Raw genomic sequence first — 21,442 nt, 5'->3', positions numbered from 1 at the left:
TACGTGAAGGACATATAGGAACGACTTAATGCAAACCGGTACCTGAGGCCTTGAACTCCTCAGAACCGGGCGCCGTCGCCCACATGTCCCTTCATCTTAAATCACAATGTCAAAGAGCCGCAACCGAAGTCACCACCGACAAAAGTAGCGGACAACCAGTGTGCCCCGATCTTCGAACCGGGGGACTTGGTGTCCGTCTATGTTGGCGACCGGCGAAAGTGCGATGCGTTGGCGCCGCGTCCCGTCCGGTGAAGGGGCATATATGGAGCACTCCGATTCGGGTCAAACCCTTTTTTTCAGATTCTGCCGATTTGTCATTTTTTGATCGGGTTACCGCGGCAAACCGGGCGTTGCCGCCATTCAGTGCGGGCGTTCAGTGCGTGCCGCGTTCGTCTGCACGCTCGCGCTGGACAATCGCGACATCGAACAGCTTCTGCGCCACCAGCACGGCAGCCGGCGCGTTCGACGCCGTTTCGTCTGCCCCCACCTCCAGCGCCACCGCCGGATTCGCCGTGAACAAAGGTCCGCCCACCATGATACCGATCCGCGGGTTGGCAGAGGTCTGCCGGATCAGCCTGATCGTTGCGGCCAGCGGCTCCATCATTTCGGTAGAACCCGCGGTCAGCCCCGCCACCGCAAACCAGCGCCCCTGGGCCGCATTGGCAATCTCCTGCATGGTCGCTGACGTTTCCGTCTGAACCTTCCAGCCCGATGCGAGCAGGAACCGTTCGACCATGGTCACACCGAAAAAGTGCTGGTCTCCTGGCGTCATCGCCATCAGCACGGCCCGCCGGCTGTCCAGCGCGGGCTCGGTATGCGAATTGTTGAACGCGGCGAGCAGCTTCTGCAGCCGGGCCACGCCGAGGGTCACATCGACGAAATCACATTCGTCATGATCCCACATCTCCCCCAGATGGCGTGCGGTGGGTTCGAGCAGTTCGATGAACAGGCTGTCCATCGACAGTCCGCGTTCGCGCAATACGGTCACATAGCTGACGGCGGCCTCAAGATCGCTTCCCAGGATGATGTCGGCGAGACCGGTGATATCGGCGCTGTCGGGTGCGAGTGCCTCTACCAGCACTTCCACCGATGGCGCATCCGGCAGCACGTCGCCATGCAGGCGCAGCAGCTGGGGAATGACTCGGCTGGAGATCAGCTGGGCAAGCCTGCCCTGCCGCACCGCAAGATCGTCGCGCCGGTAGATCTCGGGCGCAATGAAATGGGTTTCCAGCTGCTGGAGGCTCTGACGATCAATCGCAGGGATCGCGGCTGCTGCGGCTCTTCCCATAGGATTCTCCCGTGTCTTCGATGCGCCGCAATCAGTGCGGGGAAAACATCATAAAGCGCCAGCTGTGTCGAGCCTTTAATGGCCACGCCACGGCTTTTGCGATCAACCGTCACGCATCCCGGCAGTTGTCGCTGCCGATGCCTGTCCCCGCCGAAAAACGCGACTCGTTCGGGTACGCCGGTCGCTGTTTTTCGGCCCCCGAAATAAAGCGCAGACAAACCCATCGAGCGGACGCTACCAAGGGTCCTGAAGACAATGGCCATTCTCGACTTTCGGAACCACCCGTGACCGCTTTCACTCTCTACAAATTCGCGCACATCCTGGGCATCATCCTGTTGCTGGGCAACATCACCGCGACCGCGGTGTGGAAGGTGTTTGCCGACCGCACCCGCAATGCCTCGATCGTGTCGTTCGGCCAACGCATGGTCACCGGCACCGATTTCGGGCTGACCGTGCCCGGGATCGTCCTGACGATCGTCGGCGGCTATGGCGCGATGTACGAGGCGCGCTATGACTTCCCCGGTCCTGCCTGGCTGTTGTGGAGCCAGCTGTCGTTCATTGCCGCCGGGATCATCTGGCTGGGGCTGCTGATCCCGATCCAGGTCAAGCAGGCGCGTATGGCGCATGCCTTTGCCGGCGCGGCGGAAGTCCCCGAAGAGTATCGCCGCCTGGCGCGGCTGTGGCTGATCTGGGGCCTCATCGCGACGGTGCCGCTCATTTCGGCACTGTATTTCATGATCGAGAAGCCGGGCTGACCCCCGCATCGGCTTGATGCCTGCCCCCGGCCCCATCGGGACCGGAGGCCGGACGAAGCGCTTAGGGCCAGTATTTTTCGCTCGCCAGGCGGGCACCTTCCGACAGCGCCGCCAGCTTGGCCCAGACGATCTCGGGGTCGAGGCTGTTGCTGCCCGCATGCACGGAGAAGCCGCAGTCGACGCCCGCCATCACGCGTTCGCGCCCCAGCAGATCGGCATAACGGCCGATGCGCTGCGCGATCAGTTCGGGATGCTCGATATAGGGGCTCTGTGGTTCGATCATGCCGGGGCACAGGATCTTGCCTTCGGGCAGCGGGTTCTTCTCGAAGAACGCGAACTCATGCGCATGGCGCGGGTTGGCGCCTTCAAGCAGCACGGTCTGCGGCTTGGCAGTCCAGATGATGTCGGCGATCTCGTCGAGCGCGACATCGCAGTGGTGCGGGCCGGGATAGTTGCCCCAGCACAGGTGCATGCGCAGCTGTTCGGAAGGGATATTCTGCAGCGCATGGTTGAGCGCGGCGACGTTCATCCCGATGCGCTTGCGGAAATCCTCGAGGCTGAGATCGGTAAACTGCACGTGGCGGCCCATGGCGAGATCCGGGCAATCGACCTGCAGGGTGATTCCGGCAGCCGCGATCGTCTCGTATTCGTGGCGCAGCCCCTCGGCGAGCGCGAAGACATAGTCCTCGTCGCTGGCATAAAACTGGTTGGGGAAGAACAGCGCGGTGACGCCCGGCGATGCCGCCGACATGAAGGTGGCATGGCCATTGGCGAGCCGCTGCAAGCGTTCGGCATCGATCCGCGGCGCTTCCATGTCGACCACGGTGATCGGCGCGGTGCAGGCAGGCGCCGTGCGTCGGGCGCGGCCCTTGTTGCCGAACACCTGCGCCTTGGCGCCGGGGAAGGCCTCGAGATCGGCAAATTCATACTGGCCCGCCTCGCCGCCGAAGCCGGAGAGGCGATGCTTGATGTAGGTGGCATAGCTGGGCTTGGACTGCTCGCCATCGTTGACGACGCTGACTCCCGCCTCGATCTGCCGCCGGATGACATAGGCGGTCGCGGCCTCGACAGCGGCATCAAACGCCTCTTCGGAAACCTGCTCGCCGCCTTCGCGCGCGAAGACGAGGTCCAGCAGGGCTTCAGGGCGCGGCAGGCTGCCGACATGGGTGGTCAGAAAACGGTCAGGCGCGGCCATCGGTGGGATACTCCATTGCAAGGTCAATCATTCACGGCATCGGGGACCGGCAGCAACGGCCGGCTGAGAAATGCCGAGAGAACGGCGTTGAATTCGATCGGATGCGACAGGTTGCACAGGTGCCCACCTTCGCGCACGAACCGCGCCTGGCCGAGCGGCGCGCTGCGCGCCACGGCCTGGGTGACGCTGCGGCGCCAGGAGGTATCGGCATCGCCAGTGATCGCGAGCACCGGCATCATCAAGGCGGCGACATGATCGAGCCTCGCCGAGGGGCCGGCAGGTCCATCCAGCAGATCGCTGCCATCATAGTCGGCCAGCATGGCAGCGCCTATCGTGGCCCCCTCGCCCGACAGGCCCGCCATCAGCGCGTGCCCTGCCCAGTGGCGCTTCATCTCGTCAAGCCGACCACCCCGCACCATCGCCGCATAATCATCCAGAGGTATGCGATCGGATGCGTTCGAATGATCGGCGATCCCAGCGATGGAGATGCCCTGCAGCACCAGCGTCGCCACACGGTCGCGGTGCTGCTGCGCAAAGGCGATCGCGGTCGCTCCGGCCTGCGACATGCTGACCAGATGGAAGCTCGCAAGCTCCAGGCGATCCGCAAGGCTGGCAAGGTCGTCAACCTCGCGCGCGCGATCGGCTGGCGCAGTGGACTGGCCAAAGCCGCGCCGGTCGAGCGCGATGAAGGTAAACCGGTCGGCCAGAGCGCGCGTTTGCAGCGCCCACATCCGCCGGTCCAGCGTCCAGCCGTGCAGCAGCACGACCGCAGGCCCCCGCCCGAGCTTTTCGACCGCGATCAGGCCATCGCCGACATCAAGCCAGAATGCCTCGCCGCCCAGTACGGCAGCGGGCGGCGTCCTTTCCTGTGCGTCGCCCAGCCTGCCAACCGGGCCCGCCATGAATCAAGCCGCTTCCGCGCTGCGGAAGGTGTTGTTGTTGCTGTGATCGCCGGCCAACCAGCGCGCGAGTTCGGTGCGGGCCTTGGCGCGCACTTCGCCCTCGATCGCCAGCGCTTCGGGGGCATCGCAGGTGAACTCGATGATCATGCCATTGGGGTCCTTCACATAGACCGACCGGCAATAGCCATGCTCGAGAATATAGGTCTGCGGCTCGGTGATCCCGGCAGCCGCGATCCGGCGCTCGAGCTCTTCCTGCGCCGACTGGTCGACATGCAGCGCGATGTGGTGGAACGGTGATTCCGGGATCGGCGGGCTGAATTCGGCCTGGTCGTCTTCGTTGGCGAACTGGAAGAAGGCCAGCGCGCTGCCGTCCTTCATCGCGAAGAAGCAGTGGCAATAGGTGCGCTCCTTGCCGAACAGCTCGTCCTTCTCGCAATAGGTCGCGACCAGCGGGAAGCCGAGCACGTCTTCGTAAAAGGCGCGGGTCGCCTCCAGGTCGCGGGTGGTATAGGCAGTGTGGTGCAAACGGTTGACAAGTGCGGTCATCGCATCCTCCTCGATATCTCTCACGCAGCCGATAAAACCTGCCGTCAGGCGGCGAGCTTCAGCGTGATGCGTGCCACATGCTCGCCCTGGAAACGGGCGCCTGCAAGCTCATTTTCCGACGGCATACGCGATCCGTCGCCACCTGCGATCGTGCTCGCGCCATAAGGCGTGCCGCCGCTGATTTCGGACATGATGGTGTTGCCGGCAAAGCTGTACGGCAGGCCGATGACGATCATGCCATGGTGCAGCAAGCTAGTGTGGAACGAGGTGATCGTCGTTTCCTGCCCGCCATGCTGGCTGGCGGTGGAAACGAACACGCTGCCCGGCTTGCCGATCAGCGCGCCCCTGGCCCACAGACCGCCGGTCTGATCGAGAAAGTTGCGCATCTGCGCGGCCATGTTGCCGAACCGGGTGGGCGTGCCGAAGATGATGCCATCATAATCGGCGAGTTCCTCGGGGCTGGCAAAGGGCGCGTCCTGATCGAGCTTCATGTGCGCGGCGGCAGCAACCTCATCCGATACTAGTTCGGGCACGCGCTTGACCACCGCTTCGCAGCCATCGACCGCGTTGACGCCATCGGCCACGGCCTTGGACATCACCTCGGTGTGACCATAGCCCGAATAATAGAGGATGAGGATGCGTGCCACTGTGGGTTTCCCGTTATGCGAGGATCAAAACTTGTAGAGCACCTCGAGACCGAAGACGCGCGGGCGGCCCTTGAACACGAAGCCGCCGGGCGAAAACTCGGCATTGTAGCGCTTGTTGAACAGGTTGTCGGCAAAGCCGGTCAGCGACCATGCGCCGCCATCGAGCGTCAGACGCGCGTTGACGAGGTCCACCGGACGCCGGACAGTCGAGTTGGGGACATCGAACCAGGTCTTGCCGGTACGGTTATAGTCAACGCGGATGCGGCCCTTGAGGTCGCTGTTGCCCAGGTTGCTTTCGTACTGGGTGCCCAGGTTGATCGTGTAGCGCGAGATGAACGGCGCTTCATTGCCGATCACGGTGGGGTCGGGGAACTCCTTGATCTCGCTATAGGTCACGCCGAGGCCGAAGTTGATGTCCCAGCCCTGGGTCGGACGCAGCGTGCCGTCGATCTCGAAGCCCTGCAGCCGAACCTCGGGCACATTGCCCAGGTTCTGCGTCGAGTTTGCGGCGAGGAAGACGAAGAAATAGCCGTTTTCCGACTTGGTGGTGTAGGCGCTGGCATTCAGCGTCAGCATCCGGTCGAACAAGGTGGTCTTGACGCCCAGTTCGAACGTGTCGGCGACCTCGGCCTCATAGATATCCGCAACGCCGACCACGCCGGTGCCGGCAGCGACTGTGCCGACGCCCGTCTGGTTGAACCCGCCCGAACGGAAGCCACGGCTGTAACCGCCGTAGATCGTGACATTGTCGACCGGCTTGTAGGTCAAGGTGACCTTGGGCTGCCATTCGTCAAACGTCTCGCGGCGCACTTCGCCAGTGCGGCCGGTGGGGAAGCCCGGGACAACGGGGATGAAGGCGGTCGGGGTCAGCGTGCGGTTGCGGCGGCGATCCTTGTCGTAGCGCAGCGAGGCATCGACGCGGAACGCTTCGGAGAACTCGTAACCCAGGTTGATATAGCCGGCCCAGGCGAAGTTGCTTTGCGAATCCGCGAGGAACGTCGCCTGCGGGTTGAGCGCATTGGTGCTGGGGGTGCGGAACACCGGGAACACGCCGTTGCCGGTATCGACCATGTTGCCGGTCGAGATATAGCGGTTGGTGTCGATGAAATAGCCGCCGACCGACCAGTTGAACTTTTCGCCATCGGCCGACTGGATGCGCAGATCCTGGCTGATCGCCTCGACGTCGAGGAACTGGCTCTGATTGAGGTCAAAGCCGAGGATCGCGAAGAACAAGGATTCCCGGATCGGCAGGAAGTTGAACGCGTCACCGGTCAGGATTTCCGACAGCGTATCGTACGAGGTGACAGAGGTGATCGAGCCCCAGTCCGCCTTGTAATCGATCTTGGCAGAGACGTTGTAGATGTCGCGGTCGTTCTGACCGGCATTGTTGACGCGCACCGGCAGGCTGGTGTCGTTCACATCGGCGACGATGTTGTAATAGAGCGCCTGAGTGCGCAGCAGCGACATCGACGCGCGCAGATCGACGGTCAGTTCGTCGGTCGGGGTCCACAGCAGCTTGCCGCGCAGCGAGATATCCTCGAGCGGATCGGCGTCCTCGCCCAGGAAGGTGTTGGGGATATAGCCTTCGGTGTCGCGGTACGAACCCGAAATGCGGAACTTGAGCGTGTCGCTGATCGGCCCGGAAATGCCGGCACGCAGCGTGTAGCCGAAGCCGTTGTCGATCCCGGCGAACACCCTGCCCTCGAGCGTGTCCGACGGCTGCTTGGTATTGATGATGATAGCGCCGCCGATGGCATTGCGTCCGTACAGACCGCCCTGCGGGCCCTTGAGGATTTCGATCTGCTCGATATCGAACAGTTCCTGGCTGAACTGGGCCGCGTTGACCTGCTGCACGCCATCCACCACCACGGCGACCGAAGGCTCGGAATTGCGGTTCTGGGTGATGCCGCGGATGATGACGAAGGCGTTGCCCGCGTTCTGCGTCTCGATGAGCTGCACGTTCGAGGTCAGACCGATGAAATCGGCCGCCTTGTCGATCCCGGCATTCTCGATCGATTCCGCGTTGAACGCGGTGATCGCGGCGGGCGTATCCTGCAAATTGGTATCGCGGCGGAGCGCCGTCACGACGATTTCGCCGGGCGCTGCACCGTCTGCTGCCTGATCCTGCGCAAATGCCGGCGCAGTGCTGATCAGCGCGAGCGCCGATGCCGAACCTGCCAGAAGCACCTTGTTCCAAATAGCGGCCATATGAACCTGCTCCCCCTCATCCTGTGACGTCCCGCCGCATATGAACCAAGCCGGGTCAGGCTTCGCGGGCAGGTTATGAAGGAGAGGTAAATTTTTCGAATTACGAAGTCAAGTTCGATATGCGAAGTTTTGATACACTTTGCGAAGGCGCACACCCGGCGCAGGCGCGCGGCCTGGCAGGCTAGCCTCTGCACAGAGGACACGCCCTGCGGCGCGCGGGGTCAGTTCTGCTGGAGCGAATGCAGCAGCGTGGGCCAACGCTGCAGCGAATTGCCGATTTCGGCTGCGGCTTCGCGCAGCATCGGCAGACGGGTGCGGACGAGTTCGTCCTGCGAAATACGGGTGGTCGAGGTCGAGCAGTTGATCGACGCGATCGCATTGCGATTGGCATCGAACACCGGAACAGCGACCGACACGATGCCGTAATCGAGCTCGTCGAGCGCCGAATCATAGCCTGTCTCGCGCGCACTCTGAAGCCGCTGCTCCAACGCATCGGCGCTGGTCAGCGTGCGTTCGGTAAAGCGTTGCAACGTGACGCTCGCCATATACTGCGCGATCACCGGTGCAGGCTGGAACGCCAGCAGCACCTTGCCCAGCGAAGTTGCATGCACCGGAAAGCGCGTGCCGACATTCGCGCCCAGCCGGATCCGCCGATTGGTCGAGACATGCGCGACATAGAGGATATCGGTTCCCGAAAGCACCGCCATCGAAGAGCTGTCGCCGGTATCGTCGCGCAATTTCTGCAGCGGCGGCAGGATCACCTGCTCGACATTCATCGACGACAGATAGGCGGTGCCGAACGACAGCACCTCGGGGCGCAGCAGGAACTTGCGGCCGAACTGCGCGACATAGCCCAGCTGCACCAGGGTATTGAGACAGCGCCGCGCCACCGCCGGGCTCAGTCCCGTCACCTGCGCAACCTCGCTCAGCTGCATCTCGGGATGCGTCGCGTCGAACGCGCGCAATACCTTGAGGCCGCGTTCGAGGGTCGACAGGTACTCGCTGTCCTTGCCGGGCTTGGGCGCTTCTTCCATGGGTTCTGCGCTAGCCCCTTGGACCGGCGCAGGCAAGGTGATGGTCACAGGTACCGACAGCGTGCTCACTCCGCCGCCGCAGATGCGTCGGGCACGCCCAGGATCTCGTCATTGTGTTGCCCCAGCACCGGAGGCGCGGTCACGGTGGTGGCGCGTTGGCCGTCGAAGCTGACCGGCGAACGAATGGTGCGGAACAGCCCATGCGGCCCGGCGGGGTCTTCGACCGTCAGGCCGAGATGTTGCGCCTGAGGCGTCGCGACCACCTCGGGCGCGCTGTAGACAGGCGAGTGCGGCACTTCCAGTTGCTCCAGCGTTGCGCACCAATCAGCACGCGAGCGGGTCGCGAAGATCGGTCCGAGAAAGCTTGCCACCTTTTCGTAATTTGCAATGCGCGCGTCACGGCTGGCGAACTCAGGGCGCTCCAGCATATCCGGCTGGCCGACCGCAGTCGCCAGGTTTTCCCAGAACTTGGGCGGCGAGGACATATGCAGCGCTAGCCAATCTCCGCCCTGGCACTGGAAGACGTAGGATTGCGAGACATTGGGCCGACTATAGGGACCCATCACCTGATTATCGGAGAAATAGTGCGTGAAATCGTCGAGGTTGAAATGCGCCATTGCCTCGAACATCGAGACTTCGACCAGCCGCCCCTTGCCGGTGCTGGCACGCTCGTGCAGCGCAGCCAGGATGCCATAGGCACCATAGAAACCGGTCACCGCATCGGCCAGCGCGGGGCCGACCACGCGCGGATTGGCCGGGTTGACTAGCAGACGCAGAAAACCACTGGCGGCCTGCGCCACGGTGTCGAACGCGGGGCGATCGCGATCGGGGCCCGTCGCTCCGAAGCCCGAAATCGACAGATAGATCAGCCGCGGATTGATCGCGCGCAGCCGCTCGGGATCGACATTGAGCTTGTCCGCCACGCCGGGCCGGAAATTCTGGATGAACACATCGGCCTTGGCGACCATCGCGTCGAACGCGTCAAGATTGGGCCCGCCGCGCGTATCGAGCGTGATCGAGCGCTTGTTGCGGTTGTAGGTCTGGAAATGCGGGCTGTAGAGGCCGCCACGAAACGCCCGGAACGGATCGCCGCCATCGGGCCGTTCGACCTTGATGACATCGGCGCCCAGATCGGCAAGCATCATTCCTGCGGCAGGCCCGGTGATGAACGTGCCCATCTCGAGCACGGTGACGTTTGCGAGCGGCTTGGCCATATTGACATCTCCCTGATGTCCACCCATAGAAAATTCGATATACGAAATCAACTTCGTAAATCGAAATATTGGCGCGGGGCGGGTGACCGTCACCCTGCGCGAGCGAGAGGAGCCAATTCATGCGCATCGGCAAACAGGACGCCCCCTTCACCTCGATCTGCACGTCCGATGCGGACAGCATCACGGTGCGCGGCAAGGACCTGTGCGGTGACATCATCGGCAAGATGGACTTCACCAGCTATTTCTGGCTGCTCGTCACCGGGAGCGAGCCCACCGACGTGCAGAAGTTCTTCGCCAATGCCGTGCTCGCCGCGATTGCCGAACATGGCCTGGTGCCCAGCGTTGTCGCTGCGCGGATGACCTATGCTGCAGCGCCCGAAGCGTTCCATGGCGCGGTGGCCGCAGGGCTGCTGGGTTGCGGATCAGTGGTGCTGGGAAGCGCCGAAGTGGCAGGCCGCTTCTATGCCGATCTGGTCGATCAGGTCGAGAACAGCGGCAGGTCGGCCGCCGACATTGCTGCCGAAGGCGTCCGGACGCTGCGCGCAACCAAGCAGGCCATCCCCGGCTTTGGCCATCCGCAGCATTCGGCGGGCGATCCGCGCGCGCTGCTGCTGCTCGACATGGCGCAGCAGCACGGCATCGTCGGCAAGCATATCGGCATGCTTTATGCCCTGCGCGATTGCCTGCCCGAGACGATCGGCCGCCCGCTGCCGATCAACGTCAATGGCGCGATCCCGGCGGTGATGCTGGACGTCGGCTTCCCGGTCGGCGCGCTCAAGGGTATTTCGCTGCTGGCCCGCACCGCCAGCCTGATCGGCCATTTGCAGGAAGAGCGCGATCGGCCGATCGGCTTCATCCTCTCGGGCGCGGCCGCTGCAGCCATCGAATATGATGGAGAGACCGCGGCCTGATGCTGCAGGCCTGTATCAGCGTCGCGCCGGTTGCCGTTCAGTAATTCCACTGCGCCTGTACGCGCAGCAACTCACCCTCGGCCTGGCCGAAGCGCCGCTCGTCGGCCTCGCGGCGCGACGCCCAGCCATAGGTGACGGTGAGCTCCAACGCGGGCGTAGGCAGGAACTCGAACCCCAGTTCGAGTTCTTCGGTCTCCAGCCGCGGCGCGTTGATCGCGCCCTTGAAGCCACCGCGATAATATTGCCAGCGGGCAAAGGGATAGAACGGCCCGATTGGGGACTGACGCACGCGGGCCATCGCCTCGACATAGCCGCCGCGGAGCGGTCGCTCAACGATCTGGCGGGACACGGGATCGAATTCGGGGCCCCTGCCCCAGTTCCACTCGGCCTGCAGACCGAACGGCTGGGGATAGAGAATGGCGTGGACGCCGATGCGATTGTCCTTGAACCCGACCGGGCTGATCCCGCCGGTGCGCAGTTCCGGGCTGATCCGGTTGCGCATGAACGAGCCGCCCAGTTCCAGCACCTGACCATCCAGACCCAGCGCGTCGAGTTCGAACGGCCAGGTGGCAAGTCCCACGGTCATGACGCTGCCATTCGCCTCGGTGCGATTCAGCCCCTGCCCGTTGAACACGCCCAGACCAAAGGCGCCATAATTGCCGAACAGCTTCTGGCCGTCGGCCGCCAGCCGGTCCCAGACCTTCTGCACCTGCGTCGGCGTGTAATAGGCGACGATGCCCAAGTCGCGTTCCCCCGGGGCCGCGCTGTTGATGCCGTCGGTACGGTCCAGCGCAAGCCGATTGGACGAGGACTGCATGTTCTCCCAGCCATAAGGCACCTTGGACTGGCCCAGCCGGATGCGAAAGCTCTTGTCGCCGGTGGGAAACACATCGGCATAGGCATCGCGCAGCTGGGCAAAGCCCTCGCGCCGCTCACCGGCAGACTGGTTGGACACCGCAACCGCGAAATCCGGCTGGAAGTAAAGCGACAGATAGTCGCTGACATCACCCTGCAGCACCAGACGCACCCGGCGGAAGCTGAACGTTCCGTCATCGCGAACGTCGCCATCGCCAATCGTGCGCAGCCGGGACACACCGGCAGGAGCAGTCGCATCGCCCGACACGATCTGGTTCATCCGCATCTGCGTGTAGCCGCGTAGGCTGAGCTTCTCATACCACGGCATGCCCTTGCGCGCGGCGGTCGTCGGCGGCGCTGCGCCGCTTTGGGAAGCCAGCTGCGGCGCGGCCGGCGTCGGCTGGACCGGGGACACCCGGGGCGGCGATGAAGCCGCGGCGGTTTCCGATGTGACCGCCACCTGCGCGGGGGCCGACGGTGCGACCGGAGGCGCCGTCGCCAACTGCGCAGCCTGGAGATCCTTGACCATCGCCTTCAGCTCATCGATCTGCCGCTGAAGGTCGGCAATGGTGCGCGCCTGCTCGTCCGCGCTCGGTGCTACGGCTGCGGTCGGGTTGCCCATTGCAGGACCGGCTGCACCTGCAATCAGCACCAGTGCAGCGAGAGGGGCCGGGACGATCCCCAGGGCAATCGACATGAAAACAGACGCCTATGGTGGTAGCCCAGCCAATACGGGCGAGCCGAGCCAGGCCTTTATGTCAGTTTCATGTCAGTTATGTGACATCGCGACCGGCATTATCTGACTCTCGCGTGACACCGTTTAAACGCTTCCTGACAGGGCGGCAGAATCTATCCGACCATCGCAAGTCTGCGGCAGGGACGGCGCGACATGCACCTTGCGCATCGGCAAAATGCATTTTCCTCATGGCCGTTAACCACTTGAAGTCACCAAGCAACACTTTGTTAACGGATTGCATGCGGGCCAGAACCCGTACGCTACAGCCCCCAAGATGCCAGAAATCGGCAGAAATCTAAGACTTTGACCTCGTGTTTTCAGGGAGAAAGGCAAGGGGCAACTCTCACCCGCATATCGCTTGGCGCAGCCCTGATGCGGCTGCCCCCCATCCCCCAAATAGGGGGGATCGTTCAGGGGTTGGGTGAATGAATCGACCCTATGGAATTAACGTTCGCTTATTCAATCGCTGTTACGAGCAGTGTCCGGGACAGCACTATCTCGTGCGGGGAGAAGACAATGATCTCACACTTTGCCTTACATGCTCCGATCAGACAGAAGTTCGACATCATCATCGGGGTCCTGGTGGCCGTGGCGCTTGCCCCCCTGGCAATCAGCCTGTTGGGATGGGGTGGTGGCATCGCTGCCATCGTGATCGAAGTGGCTGTTCCCGTCGCCGTGGCCGGTCTTCTGATGGCTGCGAAGAAGCTGATCTGCGATCCCTATGTCAACACCGTGGTCAGGATGGAAGGCCTTGCCACCGGCGACATGACCAGCCCCCTGCCCTACATCGACAACCGCGATTGCGTCGGCCGGATGAGCAAGGCGATGCTGATCTTCAAGGACAATGCAGTGGCTCGCGCCAAGGCGGATATGGCGTTGGAAGACATCATCGCAGGTGTCACGACTGCTCTGAACCGGCTGAAGGATGGCGACCTGACACATGCGATCGTTATCGATGCCGATGTCGACACCAAGGCCAACGCGATCAGCCATGCCTATAACGACGCAACGTCGGAGCTGTCCGGCTTGCTCGGCAAGGTCGCCTCGGCCGCCAACAACGTGCTCACCGGCGCGTCCGAAATCCGCTCTGCCTCGAGCGACCTCGCCCAGCGCACCGAACAGCAGGCCGCCAGCCTGGAAGAAAGCGCCGCTGCGATGCAGGAAGTCACTGCCATGGTGCAGGAAACCGCCAAGAATGCCAGCGAAGTCGGCAAGCAGATGAGCGAAGCGCATGCCGCTGCCACGACCGGTGGTGAGGTCGTCCAGCGCGCGGTGGGTGCCATGGGCGCGATCCAGAAGTCTTCGAGCCAGATCAACAGCATCATCGACGTCATCGACGGCATTGCCTTCCAGACCAACCTGCTCGCGCTCAACGCCGGGGTCGAGGCCGCGCGCGCTGGTGATGCCGGCAAGGGTTTTGCGGTGGTCGCCAACGAAGTGCGCGCGCTCGCGCAGCGTTCGGCCGATGCCGCCAAGAATATCAAGGAACTGATCACCGCATCGACCGCGGGCGTTTCCGATGGCGTGGCGCTGGTCGACGAGACCGGATCGGTGCTGCTGCAGATCAGCGAGCGGGTCGCAGCGATCAACGCGCGGATCACGGAAATCTCTGCCTCCACCCAATCCCAGGCGCTGCGGCTGCAGCAGGTCAATCTGGCCGTGGGCGACATGGACAAGATGACGCAGCAGAACGCCGCGATGGTCGAGGAATCGAACGCCGCCGCGCGCAGCCTGGCGGAAGAGGCGACCGATCTTTCGCAGGTCGTCCAGCGCTTCAGCACCGGCCAGACGGCGCGGCCTGCCCCCTCGCCCACCCGCGCGGTACGCCAGGCTCCAGCAGCGCGCGCGCCGATGGTGTCGGGCAACCTCGCCTTGCGCATGGACGAGCCGCAGGACGATTGGGCCGAATTCTGAACCGCCAACGGCGCACCGGTCCTTGGGCTGCGGTCTCAAAAAAAACTGCAGCCCGTAAACCTTTGCCCCGTTGCCGATCGCCTGGGCCCGGCTTGCAATCCCAAGGCGCTGACGGACCTGCAGAGGCCAGTCGCGTGAGGTTCGCGGCACCTTGCGGGTGCCAAAGCAATCGTTTGAAAATACCAGATTATTTGCGTGCTGCCGCGGCACACGGCGCCGGGACGGATGGTCCTTGGCCCCCAGAAAATGCCTGTCGGAAACAGCCAGATCTTAACCTTGAATGCGCACGGAAAATTAGCGGCCCCGTATGTTTGCGGAGGGCCGACGTTAACCTTCGATTATCGATTCTAATTTAGGCCAATCCATGCCGGTTGGAGCTTTCCAACCTCTAGGGGGCACCATGATCAAAGACTTCTCGACCAACTTTCCCATTCGCAAGAAATTCGATGCCATTCTGCTTGTCGTGCTGACGATCACGGCCATTCCCGTGATTGCGGGTGTCACCGGTCTGACGGGCGGCAATGGCATTCACTGGGGACAGCTGGTCGCAGAACTGGTTGCCATGGCTGGCGTCGGAGCGGTCGTGCTCTTTGCCAAGAGCGCCATCACCAAGCCCTATGTGTCCACGGTCGAACGCATGGAAGGGCTCGCCGCCGGCGACCTGACCAGCCCGATCGCCTACACCGATCACCGCGACTGCGTGGGTCGGATGACCAAGGCGATGCTGGCGTTCAAGGACAACTCTGCGGAACGCACCACCACCGATGCGGCGCTGGTCCAGGTGGTGTCCGAAGTGACCACCGGGCTGCAGCACATGAAGGCCGGCAATCTCACCTATGCGATCGAAAAGTCGTTTGGGGCCGAGTACGATTCGCTGCGCCACAATTTCAACGACACGATGGGGCAGCTGCACCAGCTGCTCACCCAGACCTCGACCGCAGCCAACAACGTGCTGACCGGCGCGTCTGAGATCCGCTCTGCCTCGGGTGACTTGGCACAGCGTACCGAACAGCAGGCCGCCAGCCTGGAGGAAAGCGCTGCAGCGATGCGCGAGGTTACCGGCATGGTGCAGCAGACCGCGCAGAACGCATCCGAAGTCGGCAAGCAGGTCGCCGAGGCGCACACCGCCGCCACCGACGGTGGAGAGGTCGTTCGCCGCGCGGTCGACGCGATGGGTGCGATCCAGAAATCCTCGGGCCAGATCACCAACATCATCGATGTCATCGACGGCATCGCCTTCCAGACCAACTTGCTGGCGCTCAACGCCGGGGTCGAGGCTGCACGCGCTGGCGATGCTGGCAAGGGCTTTGCCGTGGTCGCCAACGAGGTGCGTGCACTCGCCCAGCGTTCGGCCGATGCGGCCAAGGATATCAAGGAACTGATCACCGCATCGACCGCGGGCGTTTCTGATGGCGTTGCGCTGGTCGACGAGACCGGATCGGTGCTGCTGCAGATCAGCGACCGCGTCGCCGCGATCAATGTCCGGATCACCGAGATTTCCTCGTCCACCCAGACCCAGGCGCTGCGCCTGCAGCAGGTCAATCTGGCGGTGAACGAGATGGACAAGATGACCCAGCAGAACGCGGCGATGGTCGAGGAATCGAACGCCGCTGCGCGCAGCCTGGCTGAGGAAGCGACCGATCTTTCGCAGGTCGTCCAGCGCTTCAGCGCTGGTCAGACGAGCAAGGCTGCCCCGGCGCCTGCCCGTGCCGCACGCCGTGCGCCCCCGGCCCGTATGCCGATGGTGTCCGGCAACCTCGCCCTGAAGGCCGAAGAGCCGCAGGACGATTGGTCCGAATTCTGAGCTTAGGAGACAGGTTGATGCGTCACATGTCACTGCCCACCCGCTGCGATCGCGCTGCCGCGATCGCATTCCACCCCGAATTGCGCACCCATTTGCTCAAGGGGCCGGTGGAAATCGACGGACGAGACGTGGCCCAGATTGGCCAGGCGATGCTGCAGCTGCTGCTGAGCGCGCGCCAGACCGCGACCAAGACCGGACATTCGCTCAACATCATCATGTCAGAAAAAATGTGCGCAACGCTCTCCAATGCCGGGGCTGACCCGGACATGGTCGGCGGAAATGGGATGCCGTCATGACGAACGAGGAAATTCGCACCATCTTCTTCGCGGAATGCGAGGAGGCCCTGGCCTCTGCCGAACGGGCACTGACCGTTTGCCAGACATCGCCGGACAACATGGACGCGGTGAACGACGTGTTCCGATCGGTCCACTCGATCAAGGGTGGGGCCGGCGCGTTCGGTTACACCGCACTGCAGGTCTATACCCACGGCTTCGAGACGCTGCTTTCGGACGTTCGCGATGGCATCCTGCCGATGACCGAGGACCTGCTGTCGCTGCTGCTGCGCGCGCTCGACCTGCTGGGCGATCACGTCGGCCGGGCGCTGAATGGCGAACCTGCCCCCGATGACGCGGCGATGATCGCGCAACTGGCCGCCGCGCAGGCGGGCAACGCCGCGCCCGCCGAAGCGGCCGGTGCCCCTGCCCCCATCGAGGCAGCGCCGGTCGAGGTCGCGCCTGTTGAAGCCAGCGCCCCCGAGGTTGACGCTGCGCCTGACGCACAAAGCGACAGCTTCGACGACCTGGCCTTCGACCTGGATGCGATGCTGAACGATATCGCGACCGATATCGCCCCGGCCAAGCCGGCCTGGCGGATCGGTGTCACGCCCCAGCCGGCAGCGATGCTGAACGGCGGCGAACCCTTGCTGCTGCTGCGCGAACTGCGCGCGCTGGGCGAGAGCACCGTGCGTCTGGACACCAGCGCCCTGCCCGATCTCGACAGCTTCGATCCGCAGGCCGCCTATCTGAGCTGGGAAGTTACGCTGCCCGGTGAGGTCGATCGCGATGCTATCGAGGACGTGTTCGGCTTTTCGGGTGACGATCTGTTCGTCAACATCGATAGCGGCGCTGCCGTGCCCGCAGCCGCTCCCAGCGAGCCCGAAGCGCAGCCCGTGGCAGAGCAGGCGCCTGTCGCCGCTCCGGAACCTGTTGCGGCACCCGCGCCTGTTGCAGACCCCGCTCCGGTGGCTGCAGCGGCACCGGTTGCAGCGCCTGCACCTGTGCCTGCCCCGGCCGCAGTTGCTCCGCCTGCCGCACCTGCTGGCGATGCAGAAGGCGCAAAGCCCGTGCTGGTCTCCAACCAGGCCGCACCCGCCGCGCCCGCAGCCCCTGCTGCGCCCGTGTCGCAGTCGGTCCGCATCGATCTGCGCAAGCTCGATCAGCTGATCGACACCGTGGGCGAAATGATGATCGCGCAGGCGATGCTGGGCCAGCACCTTGCGATGCACCATCTGCGCAACAGCAGCGAACTGGCGATGCTCGAATCGCTGACCCGCGATGTGCAGGAACGCGCGATGGCGATCCGCGCCCAGCCGATCAGCACCGTGTTCAGCCGCATTCCGCGCCTGCTGCGGGATCTGCAGTCGAGCACCGGCAAGAACATCCGCCTTGAGGTTTCGGGCGAATCGACCGAAATCGACAAGACGATCATCGAACGCCTGGGCGATCCGCTCACCCACCTGATCCGCAACGCCGCCGACCACGGCATCGAGGACGCCGAGACGCGCATCGCCGCGGGCAAGGACCCCGAAGGCACGCTGCGGATTTCCGCCGAACAGCGTTCGGGCCGCATCCTCATCCGCATCGATGACGATGGCCGCGGCATCGATCAGGCCAAGGTCCTCAAGAAGGCTGTCGAAAAGGGTCTGGTCGCGCCGGACGCCAACCTGTCGCCCGACGAGATCAACAATCTGATCTTTGCCCCGGGCTTCTCGACTGCCGAGACGGTGTCGAGCATTTCGGGCCGCGGGGTCGGCATGGACGTGGTCCGCCAGAACGTGAAGGATCTGGGCGGCCGCATCACCGTCAAGACCGAGCCGGGCGCCGGCACCAGCTTCATCCTGACGCTGCCGCTGACGCTGGCCATTGCCGACGGCATGACCGTGACCGTGGGCTCGCAGACCCTGGTGCTGCCGCTGTCGCACATTGTCGAGAACCTGCGTCCCGGTGCATCCGACATCCAGCGGCTGGGCAACGGCCGCCTGATGCTCAAGGCCCGCGACCGGTTCATCCCGGTGGTCGATATCGGCCGCGCGCTGGGCCTCGACGGACAGGTCAGCGATCCTACCCAGGCGGTGCTGATCATCGTCGATACCGAGCTGGCAGGGCAAGCCGCGCTGCTGGTGGATTCGATTGTCGACCAGCGCCAGATCGTCATCAAGAGCCTCAACGCCAACTACCGCTCGGTCGAGTGCGTGGCAGGCGCTACGATCCTGGGCGACGGCCGTGTGGCCCTGATCGTTGACATTGATGGACTGGTTGCTGCCGAGGCAGGAACCCAGAGCTACCGGGAAGTTGCGTGAACGCCCAGTCGCTCTCCTTTGAAACGCTGCCCGGCATCAGCCGCGCGGTCTACTCGCCCGAGGATTTTGCCGCGGTGCAGCGGATCGCGCACGAGACCGCCGGCATCGTGCTGGTTCCGGCCAAGTCGATGCTCGTCTATTCGCGCCTGGCCCCGCTGGTGCGCGAATCGCGCTTCACGACCTTTGCTGATTACCTCGCAGGGCTGAAAGGCAACGAGGAAGAGCTGCGCCGGGTGATCTGCGCGCTGACGACCAACCACACCTATTTCTTCCGCGAAGAACATCATTTCGACCATCTGGGTGAGACCGTCGCACCGGCTCTCATCAACAAGGCGCGCCACGGCCACCCGGTGCGCATCTGGTCGGCGGGCTGTTCGAGCGGCGAGGAAACCTGGTCGATCGTCACCACCCTGCTGGGCGAGGATTCGCGCATGGCCGCGATGCTGGCAGAGACCGACCTGCGGATCCTGGCCACCGATCTTGACGACAACGTACTGAACGCCGCACGGGCAGCCACCTACCCCACCGACGGCATCTCCGCGATGCCCCAGGAACTGCGGCGGCTGTGGACCCAGACCCAGGGCGCGACCACCACGATCAGTCCTCAGGTCCGCCAACTGGTCAGTTTCAACCGGCTCAACCTGTTGCATGCCTGGCCGATGAAGCGGCAGTTCGATGTCATCTTCTGCCGTAACGTCATGATTTACTTCGACCAGCCCACAAAGGAACGGCTGGTGTCGCGCTTTGCCGAGCATCTGTTGCCCGGCGGGCATCTTTACATTGGTCACAGCGAGCGCGTTGTTGGTCCTGCGGCGGCCAGCCTTACGCAAATCGGTAAGACTATCTACGTTAAGGAGGGCGCATGACTATTCGTGTCCTGATCGTCGACGATTCGCCCACCATGCGTGCGCTGCTTGCCGAGGCCCTGCGCCCGGAAGCGGACATTCAGGTCGTGGGCACGGCGGTCGATGCGCGCGAGGCGCGCACCAAGATCAAGGAACTCAACCCCGACGTTGTCACGCTCGACATCGAGATGCCGGGGATGAGCGGCCTCGAGTTTCTCGAAAAGCTGATGACCCTGCGCCCGACGCCGGTGGTGATCGTCTCTGGCCTCGCCGAAAGCGGTTCCGCGATGACGGTCCGCGCGCTCGAGATCGGTGCGGTCGAATGCTATGCCAAGCCCAGCGGCGCAGCCGGCAATCTGCTGGCATCCGACCAGGGCCGCCTGGCAGAGATGATCCGCAACGCAGCGCAGGCCAAGGTGCAGGCGCACGAACGCACGCGCTCTGCGCCTGCCCCGCGCCAGACAATGGGTTCGGCCCGCACCCGGCTGATCGCCATCGGCGCATCGACCGGGGGAGTGGAGGCGCTCCACGTCCTGCTCAGCCAGTTCCCCGCCGATTGTCCGCCGACGATGATCGTGCAGCATATCAACGGCGCCTTTGCCGAAGCGGTCGCCCGGCGGCTCGACACGGTCTGCGCGCCCAAGGTGATGATCGCCGAGCCGGACCTGCCGGTCAAAGCCGGCCATGTCTATATCGCGCCGGGCACCGAACGGCACCTGGAAGTGCGCGGCAATGCCAGCAACGGCATCTATGTCCGCGCCCGGCCGGGCCCGAAGGTCAGCGGCCATCGGCCCAGCGTCGACATGCTGTTCCACTCGGTCGCAGAGAACCTGGGGCGCGATGCCATCGGCATCCAGCTGACCGGCATGGGCAGCGATGGCGCACAGGGTCTGCTGGCGATGGCCGAGGCTGGTGCCATGACCATCGCGCAGGATGAATCGACCTCGGTGGTGTTCGGCATGCCCGGCGCCGCGATCGCTTTGGGTGCCGCCAGCATGGTCGCGCCGATCCACCGCATCGCTCAGCATGCCTTTGCAGGAAACGCGCTATGCTGATGGAAACCATCGACTTTTCGAAGCACAAGCGCGTCCGGCTGATGGTCATGCAGGGCCAGGCCCGTGTGAGCGGCGATCCGCGGCTCGAGCTGACCACGGTGCTGGGAAGCTGCATCGCCTGCTGCCTGTTCGACTCATCGAACAATGTCGGCGGCATGAACCACTTTCTGCTCGCCAGCCCCGGCAACGATTCCGGCCTGGACGAGCATTATGGCGTTTACCTGATGGAAGTGCTGATCAACGAGATGCTGGCTTATGGCGCAGACCGCCGGATGTTGCGCGCGCATCTCTATGGCGGTGCCAACATGTCGACGGGGATGAGCTGGATCGGGACGGCCAATGCCGAATTCGCCCACTCCTTCCTCAAGGCAGAAGGCATTCCGCTGGTCAGCCAGTCTTTAGGCGGTTCGTCGGCTCGGCGCGTCGACTTCCGCCCGTACCAAGGCATGGCACGATGCAAGATCGTCGACAACGCCATGGCGCCAAAAGACCTGCCCACACCTAAAGTCCGTGAAGATCACGGCGATATTGAGCTGTTCTGAGAAGAGGACCGATAAGATGACCTGCGCTCCGGAAAAGACCCGCATTCTGACGGTGGATGACAGCCCCAGCATGCGCGCACTGCTGATGCACGCCCTGACTGCCGAAGGTTTCCACGTCGACCAGGCCGATGACGGCGTTTCGGCGCTGGACTGGCTGAAGGAAAACGAATGCGACGTGGTGATCACCGACATCAACATGCCCCGCATGGATGGTTTCGGCCTGATCGAGAACCTGCGTCGCGATGCGATCCACGATGGCCGCCCGATCCTGGTGCTGACCACCGAGGCATCGGAAGAGAAAAAGGCCCAGGCCCGCATGGCCGGCGCCACCGGATGGATCGTCAAGCCGTTCGACGCTGCCAAGCTGGCCGCGGCGGTCCGCCGGGTCACACACTGAATCCACGCTACCGTAT

Annotated in this window: 19 protein-coding genes; 10 read left to right on the top strand and 9 right to left on the bottom strand. The window is 63.7% G+C overall.

Annotation, left to right across the window (positions count from 1 at the left end; translation table 11 throughout):
- Positions 1-373: 373 nt before the first annotated feature.
- Positions 374-1,288 (bottom strand): cobalamin B12-binding domain-containing protein, encoded by a 915-nt coding sequence (locus LI72_RS13030; RefSeq protein ID WP_033926179.1) that lies wholly within the window; start codon positions 1,286-1,288, stop codon positions 374-376.
- A 284-nt stretch (positions 1,289-1,572) separates the two neighbouring features.
- Between LI72_RS13030 and LI72_RS13025 the strand changes: the two genes are divergently transcribed.
- Positions 1,573-2,043, top strand: coding sequence for a DUF2269 family protein (locus LI72_RS13025; RefSeq protein WP_033926178.1), 471 nt, complete (start codon positions 1,573-1,575; stop codon positions 2,041-2,043).
- 61 nt (positions 2,044-2,104) lie between these two features.
- Here LI72_RS13025 and LI72_RS13020 read toward each other — a convergent pair whose 3' ends face one another.
- The 7 genes from LI72_RS13020 to LI72_RS12990 all read right to left on the bottom strand — a co-directional run bounded on the left by LI72_RS13020 (position 2,105) and on the right by LI72_RS12990 (position 9,789).
- A complete protein-coding gene (locus tag LI72_RS13020; RefSeq protein WP_033926177.1) occupies positions 2,105-3,238 on the bottom strand; it encodes a cobalamin-independent methionine synthase II family protein in 1,134 nt (377 codons plus the stop codon).
- 23 nt (positions 3,239-3,261) lie between these two features.
- Complete coding sequence (locus tag LI72_RS19100) at positions 3,262-4,140, bottom strand: alpha/beta fold hydrolase (protein ID WP_052129797.1); 879 nt, start codon at positions 4,138-4,140, stop codon at positions 3,262-3,264.
- Positions 4,141-4,143: 3 nt separating this feature from the next.
- The gene (locus tag LI72_RS13010) at positions 4,144-4,686 is read right to left on the bottom strand and encodes a VOC family protein (protein ID WP_033926176.1); all 543 of its coding nucleotides are present in this window, start codon (positions 4,684-4,686) and stop codon (positions 4,144-4,146) included.
- A 44-nt stretch (positions 4,687-4,730) separates the two neighbouring features.
- The gene (wrbA, locus tag LI72_RS13005) at positions 4,731-5,333 is read right to left on the bottom strand and encodes an NAD(P)H:quinone oxidoreductase (protein ID WP_033926175.1); all 603 of its coding nucleotides are present in this window, start codon (positions 5,331-5,333) and stop codon (positions 4,731-4,733) included.
- Between the two features lie 24 nt (positions 5,334-5,357).
- Entirely contained in the window at positions 5,358-7,541 is a 2,184-nt protein-coding gene (locus LI72_RS13000; protein ID WP_033926174.1) for a TonB-dependent receptor, read from the bottom strand.
- A gap of 221 nt (positions 7,542-7,762) precedes the next feature.
- The gene (locus LI72_RS12995; protein WP_033926173.1) at positions 7,763-8,575 is read right to left on the bottom strand and encodes an IclR family transcriptional regulator; all 813 of its coding nucleotides are present in this window, start codon (positions 8,573-8,575) and stop codon (positions 7,763-7,765) included.
- Positions 8,576-8,640: 65 nt separating this feature from the next.
- On the bottom strand, positions 8,641-9,789 hold the full coding sequence (locus tag LI72_RS12990) for a CaiB/BaiF CoA transferase family protein (protein ID WP_033926404.1): 1,149 nt from the start codon (positions 9,787-9,789) through the stop codon (positions 8,641-8,643).
- A 119-nt stretch (positions 9,790-9,908) separates the two neighbouring features.
- Between LI72_RS12990 and LI72_RS12985 the strand changes: the two genes are divergently transcribed.
- A complete protein-coding gene (locus LI72_RS12985; protein ID WP_033926172.1) occupies positions 9,909-10,700 on the top strand; it encodes a citryl-CoA lyase in 792 nt (263 codons plus the stop codon).
- Between the two features lie 37 nt (positions 10,701-10,737).
- Here the strand turns inward: LI72_RS12985 and LI72_RS12980 are convergent, their stop codons facing one another.
- Positions 10,738-12,177 (bottom strand): porin, encoded by a 1,440-nt coding sequence (locus LI72_RS12980; protein ID WP_052129831.1) that lies wholly within the window; start codon positions 12,175-12,177, stop codon positions 10,738-10,740.
- Positions 12,178-12,807: 630 nt separating this feature from the next.
- Here LI72_RS12980 and LI72_RS12975 point away from each other — a divergent pair.
- The 8 genes from LI72_RS12975 to LI72_RS12940 all read left to right on the top strand — a co-directional run bounded on the left by LI72_RS12975 (position 12,808) and on the right by LI72_RS12940 (position 21,426).
- Positions 12,808-14,205 carry a methyl-accepting chemotaxis protein gene (locus LI72_RS12975; RefSeq protein ID WP_033926171.1) on the top strand — a complete coding sequence of 466 codons (1,398 nt, stop codon included), beginning with the start codon at positions 12,808-12,810 and terminating at the stop codon, positions 14,203-14,205.
- Positions 14,206-14,605: 400 nt separating this feature from the next.
- Positions 14,606-16,009 carry a methyl-accepting chemotaxis protein gene (locus LI72_RS12970; protein WP_033926170.1) on the top strand — a complete coding sequence of 468 codons (1,404 nt, stop codon included), beginning with the start codon at positions 14,606-14,608 and terminating at the stop codon, positions 16,007-16,009.
- A 26-nt stretch (positions 16,010-16,035) separates the two neighbouring features.
- Positions 16,036-16,305: an STAS domain-containing protein gene (locus tag LI72_RS12965; RefSeq protein WP_052129796.1), complete on the top strand. Its 270-nt coding sequence runs from the start codon at positions 16,036-16,038 to the stop codon at positions 16,303-16,305.
- Positions 16,302-18,587 (top strand): chemotaxis protein CheA, encoded by a 2,286-nt coding sequence (locus LI72_RS20645; protein ID WP_033926169.1) that lies wholly within the window; start codon positions 16,302-16,304, stop codon positions 18,585-18,587. The genes LI72_RS12965 and LI72_RS20645 overlap by 4 nt, the downstream gene beginning before the upstream one ends.
- Complete coding sequence (locus LI72_RS12955; RefSeq protein ID WP_033926168.1) at positions 18,584-19,453, top strand: CheR family methyltransferase; 870 nt, start codon at positions 18,584-18,586, stop codon at positions 19,451-19,453. Before LI72_RS20645 ends, LI72_RS12955 begins: the two co-directional genes overlap by 4 nt.
- Positions 19,450-20,487, top strand: a complete 1,038-nt coding sequence (locus tag LI72_RS12950; protein ID WP_033926167.1) for a protein-glutamate methylesterase/protein-glutamine glutaminase — start codon at positions 19,450-19,452, stop codon at positions 20,485-20,487. Before LI72_RS12955 ends, LI72_RS12950 begins: the two co-directional genes overlap by 4 nt.
- Positions 20,487-21,029 (top strand): chemotaxis protein CheD, encoded by a 543-nt coding sequence (locus tag LI72_RS12945; RefSeq protein WP_033926401.1) that lies wholly within the window; start codon positions 20,487-20,489, stop codon positions 21,027-21,029. The genes LI72_RS12950 and LI72_RS12945 overlap by 1 nt, the downstream gene beginning before the upstream one ends.
- Before the next feature lie 16 nt (positions 21,030-21,045).
- Positions 21,046-21,426 carry a response regulator gene (locus LI72_RS12940; protein WP_081984911.1) on the top strand — a complete coding sequence of 127 codons (381 nt, stop codon included), beginning with the start codon at positions 21,046-21,048 and terminating at the stop codon, positions 21,424-21,426.
- Positions 21,427-21,442 lie beyond the last annotated feature (16 nt).

Source organism: Sphingomonas sp. 35-24ZXX (assembly GCF_000786215.1).
Taxonomy (GTDB): Bacteria; Pseudomonadota; Alphaproteobacteria; order Sphingomonadales; family Sphingomonadaceae; genus Blastomonas.
Note: the sequence above shows the minus strand (reverse complement) of the source record. Positions and strands in the feature narration are given on the sequence as shown.

What these genes read in the sequence shown, in the direction of transcription:
- LI72_RS13030 (WP_033926179.1), bottom strand. Translation starts at nt 1,288, where the DNA reads ATGGGAAGAGCCGCAGCAGCCGCGATCCCTGCGATTGATCGTCAGAGC.
- LI72_RS13020 (WP_033926177.1), bottom strand. Translation starts at nt 3,238, where the DNA reads ATGGCCGCGCCTGACCGTTTTCTGACCACCCATGTCGGCAGCCTGCCG.
- LI72_RS19100 (WP_052129797.1), bottom strand. Translation starts at nt 4,140, where the DNA reads ATGGCGGGCCCGGTTGGCAGGCTGGGCGACGCACAGGAAAGGACGCCG.
- LI72_RS13010 (WP_033926176.1), bottom strand. Translation starts at nt 4,686, where the DNA reads ATGACCGCACTTGTCAACCGTTTGCACCACACTGCCTATACCACCCGC.
- LI72_RS13000 (WP_033926174.1), bottom strand. Translation starts at nt 7,541, where the DNA reads ATGGCCGCTATTTGGAACAAGGTGCTTCTGGCAGGTTCGGCATCGGCG.
- LI72_RS12995 (WP_033926173.1), bottom strand. Translation starts at nt 8,575, where the DNA reads ATGGAAGAAGCGCCCAAGCCCGGCAAGGACAGCGAGTACCTGTCGACC.
- LI72_RS12990 (WP_033926404.1), bottom strand. Translation starts at nt 9,789, where the DNA reads ATGGCCAAGCCGCTCGCAAACGTCACCGTGCTCGAGATGGGCACGTTC.
- LI72_RS12985 (WP_033926172.1), top strand. Translation starts at nt 9,909, where the DNA reads ATGCGCATCGGCAAACAGGACGCCCCCTTCACCTCGATCTGCACGTCC.
- LI72_RS12980 (WP_052129831.1), bottom strand. Translation starts at nt 12,177, where the DNA reads ATGGGCAACCCGACCGCAGCCGTAGCACCGAGCGCGGACGAGCAGGCG.
- LI72_RS12975 (WP_033926171.1), top strand. Translation starts at nt 12,808, where the DNA reads ATGATCTCACACTTTGCCTTACATGCTCCGATCAGACAGAAGTTCGAC.
- LI72_RS12970 (WP_033926170.1), top strand. Translation starts at nt 14,606, where the DNA reads ATGATCAAAGACTTCTCGACCAACTTTCCCATTCGCAAGAAATTCGAT.
- LI72_RS12965 (WP_052129796.1), top strand. Translation starts at nt 16,036, where the DNA reads ATGTCACTGCCCACCCGCTGCGATCGCGCTGCCGCGATCGCATTCCAC.
- LI72_RS20645 (WP_033926169.1), top strand. Translation starts at nt 16,302, where the DNA reads ATGACGAACGAGGAAATTCGCACCATCTTCTTCGCGGAATGCGAGGAG.
- LI72_RS12950 (WP_033926167.1), top strand. Translation starts at nt 19,450, where the DNA reads ATGACTATTCGTGTCCTGATCGTCGACGATTCGCCCACCATGCGTGCG.
- LI72_RS12945 (WP_033926401.1), top strand. Translation starts at nt 20,487, where the DNA reads ATGGAAACCATCGACTTTTCGAAGCACAAGCGCGTCCGGCTGATGGTC.
- LI72_RS12940 (WP_081984911.1), top strand. Translation starts at nt 21,046, where the DNA reads ATGACCTGCGCTCCGGAAAAGACCCGCATTCTGACGGTGGATGACAGC.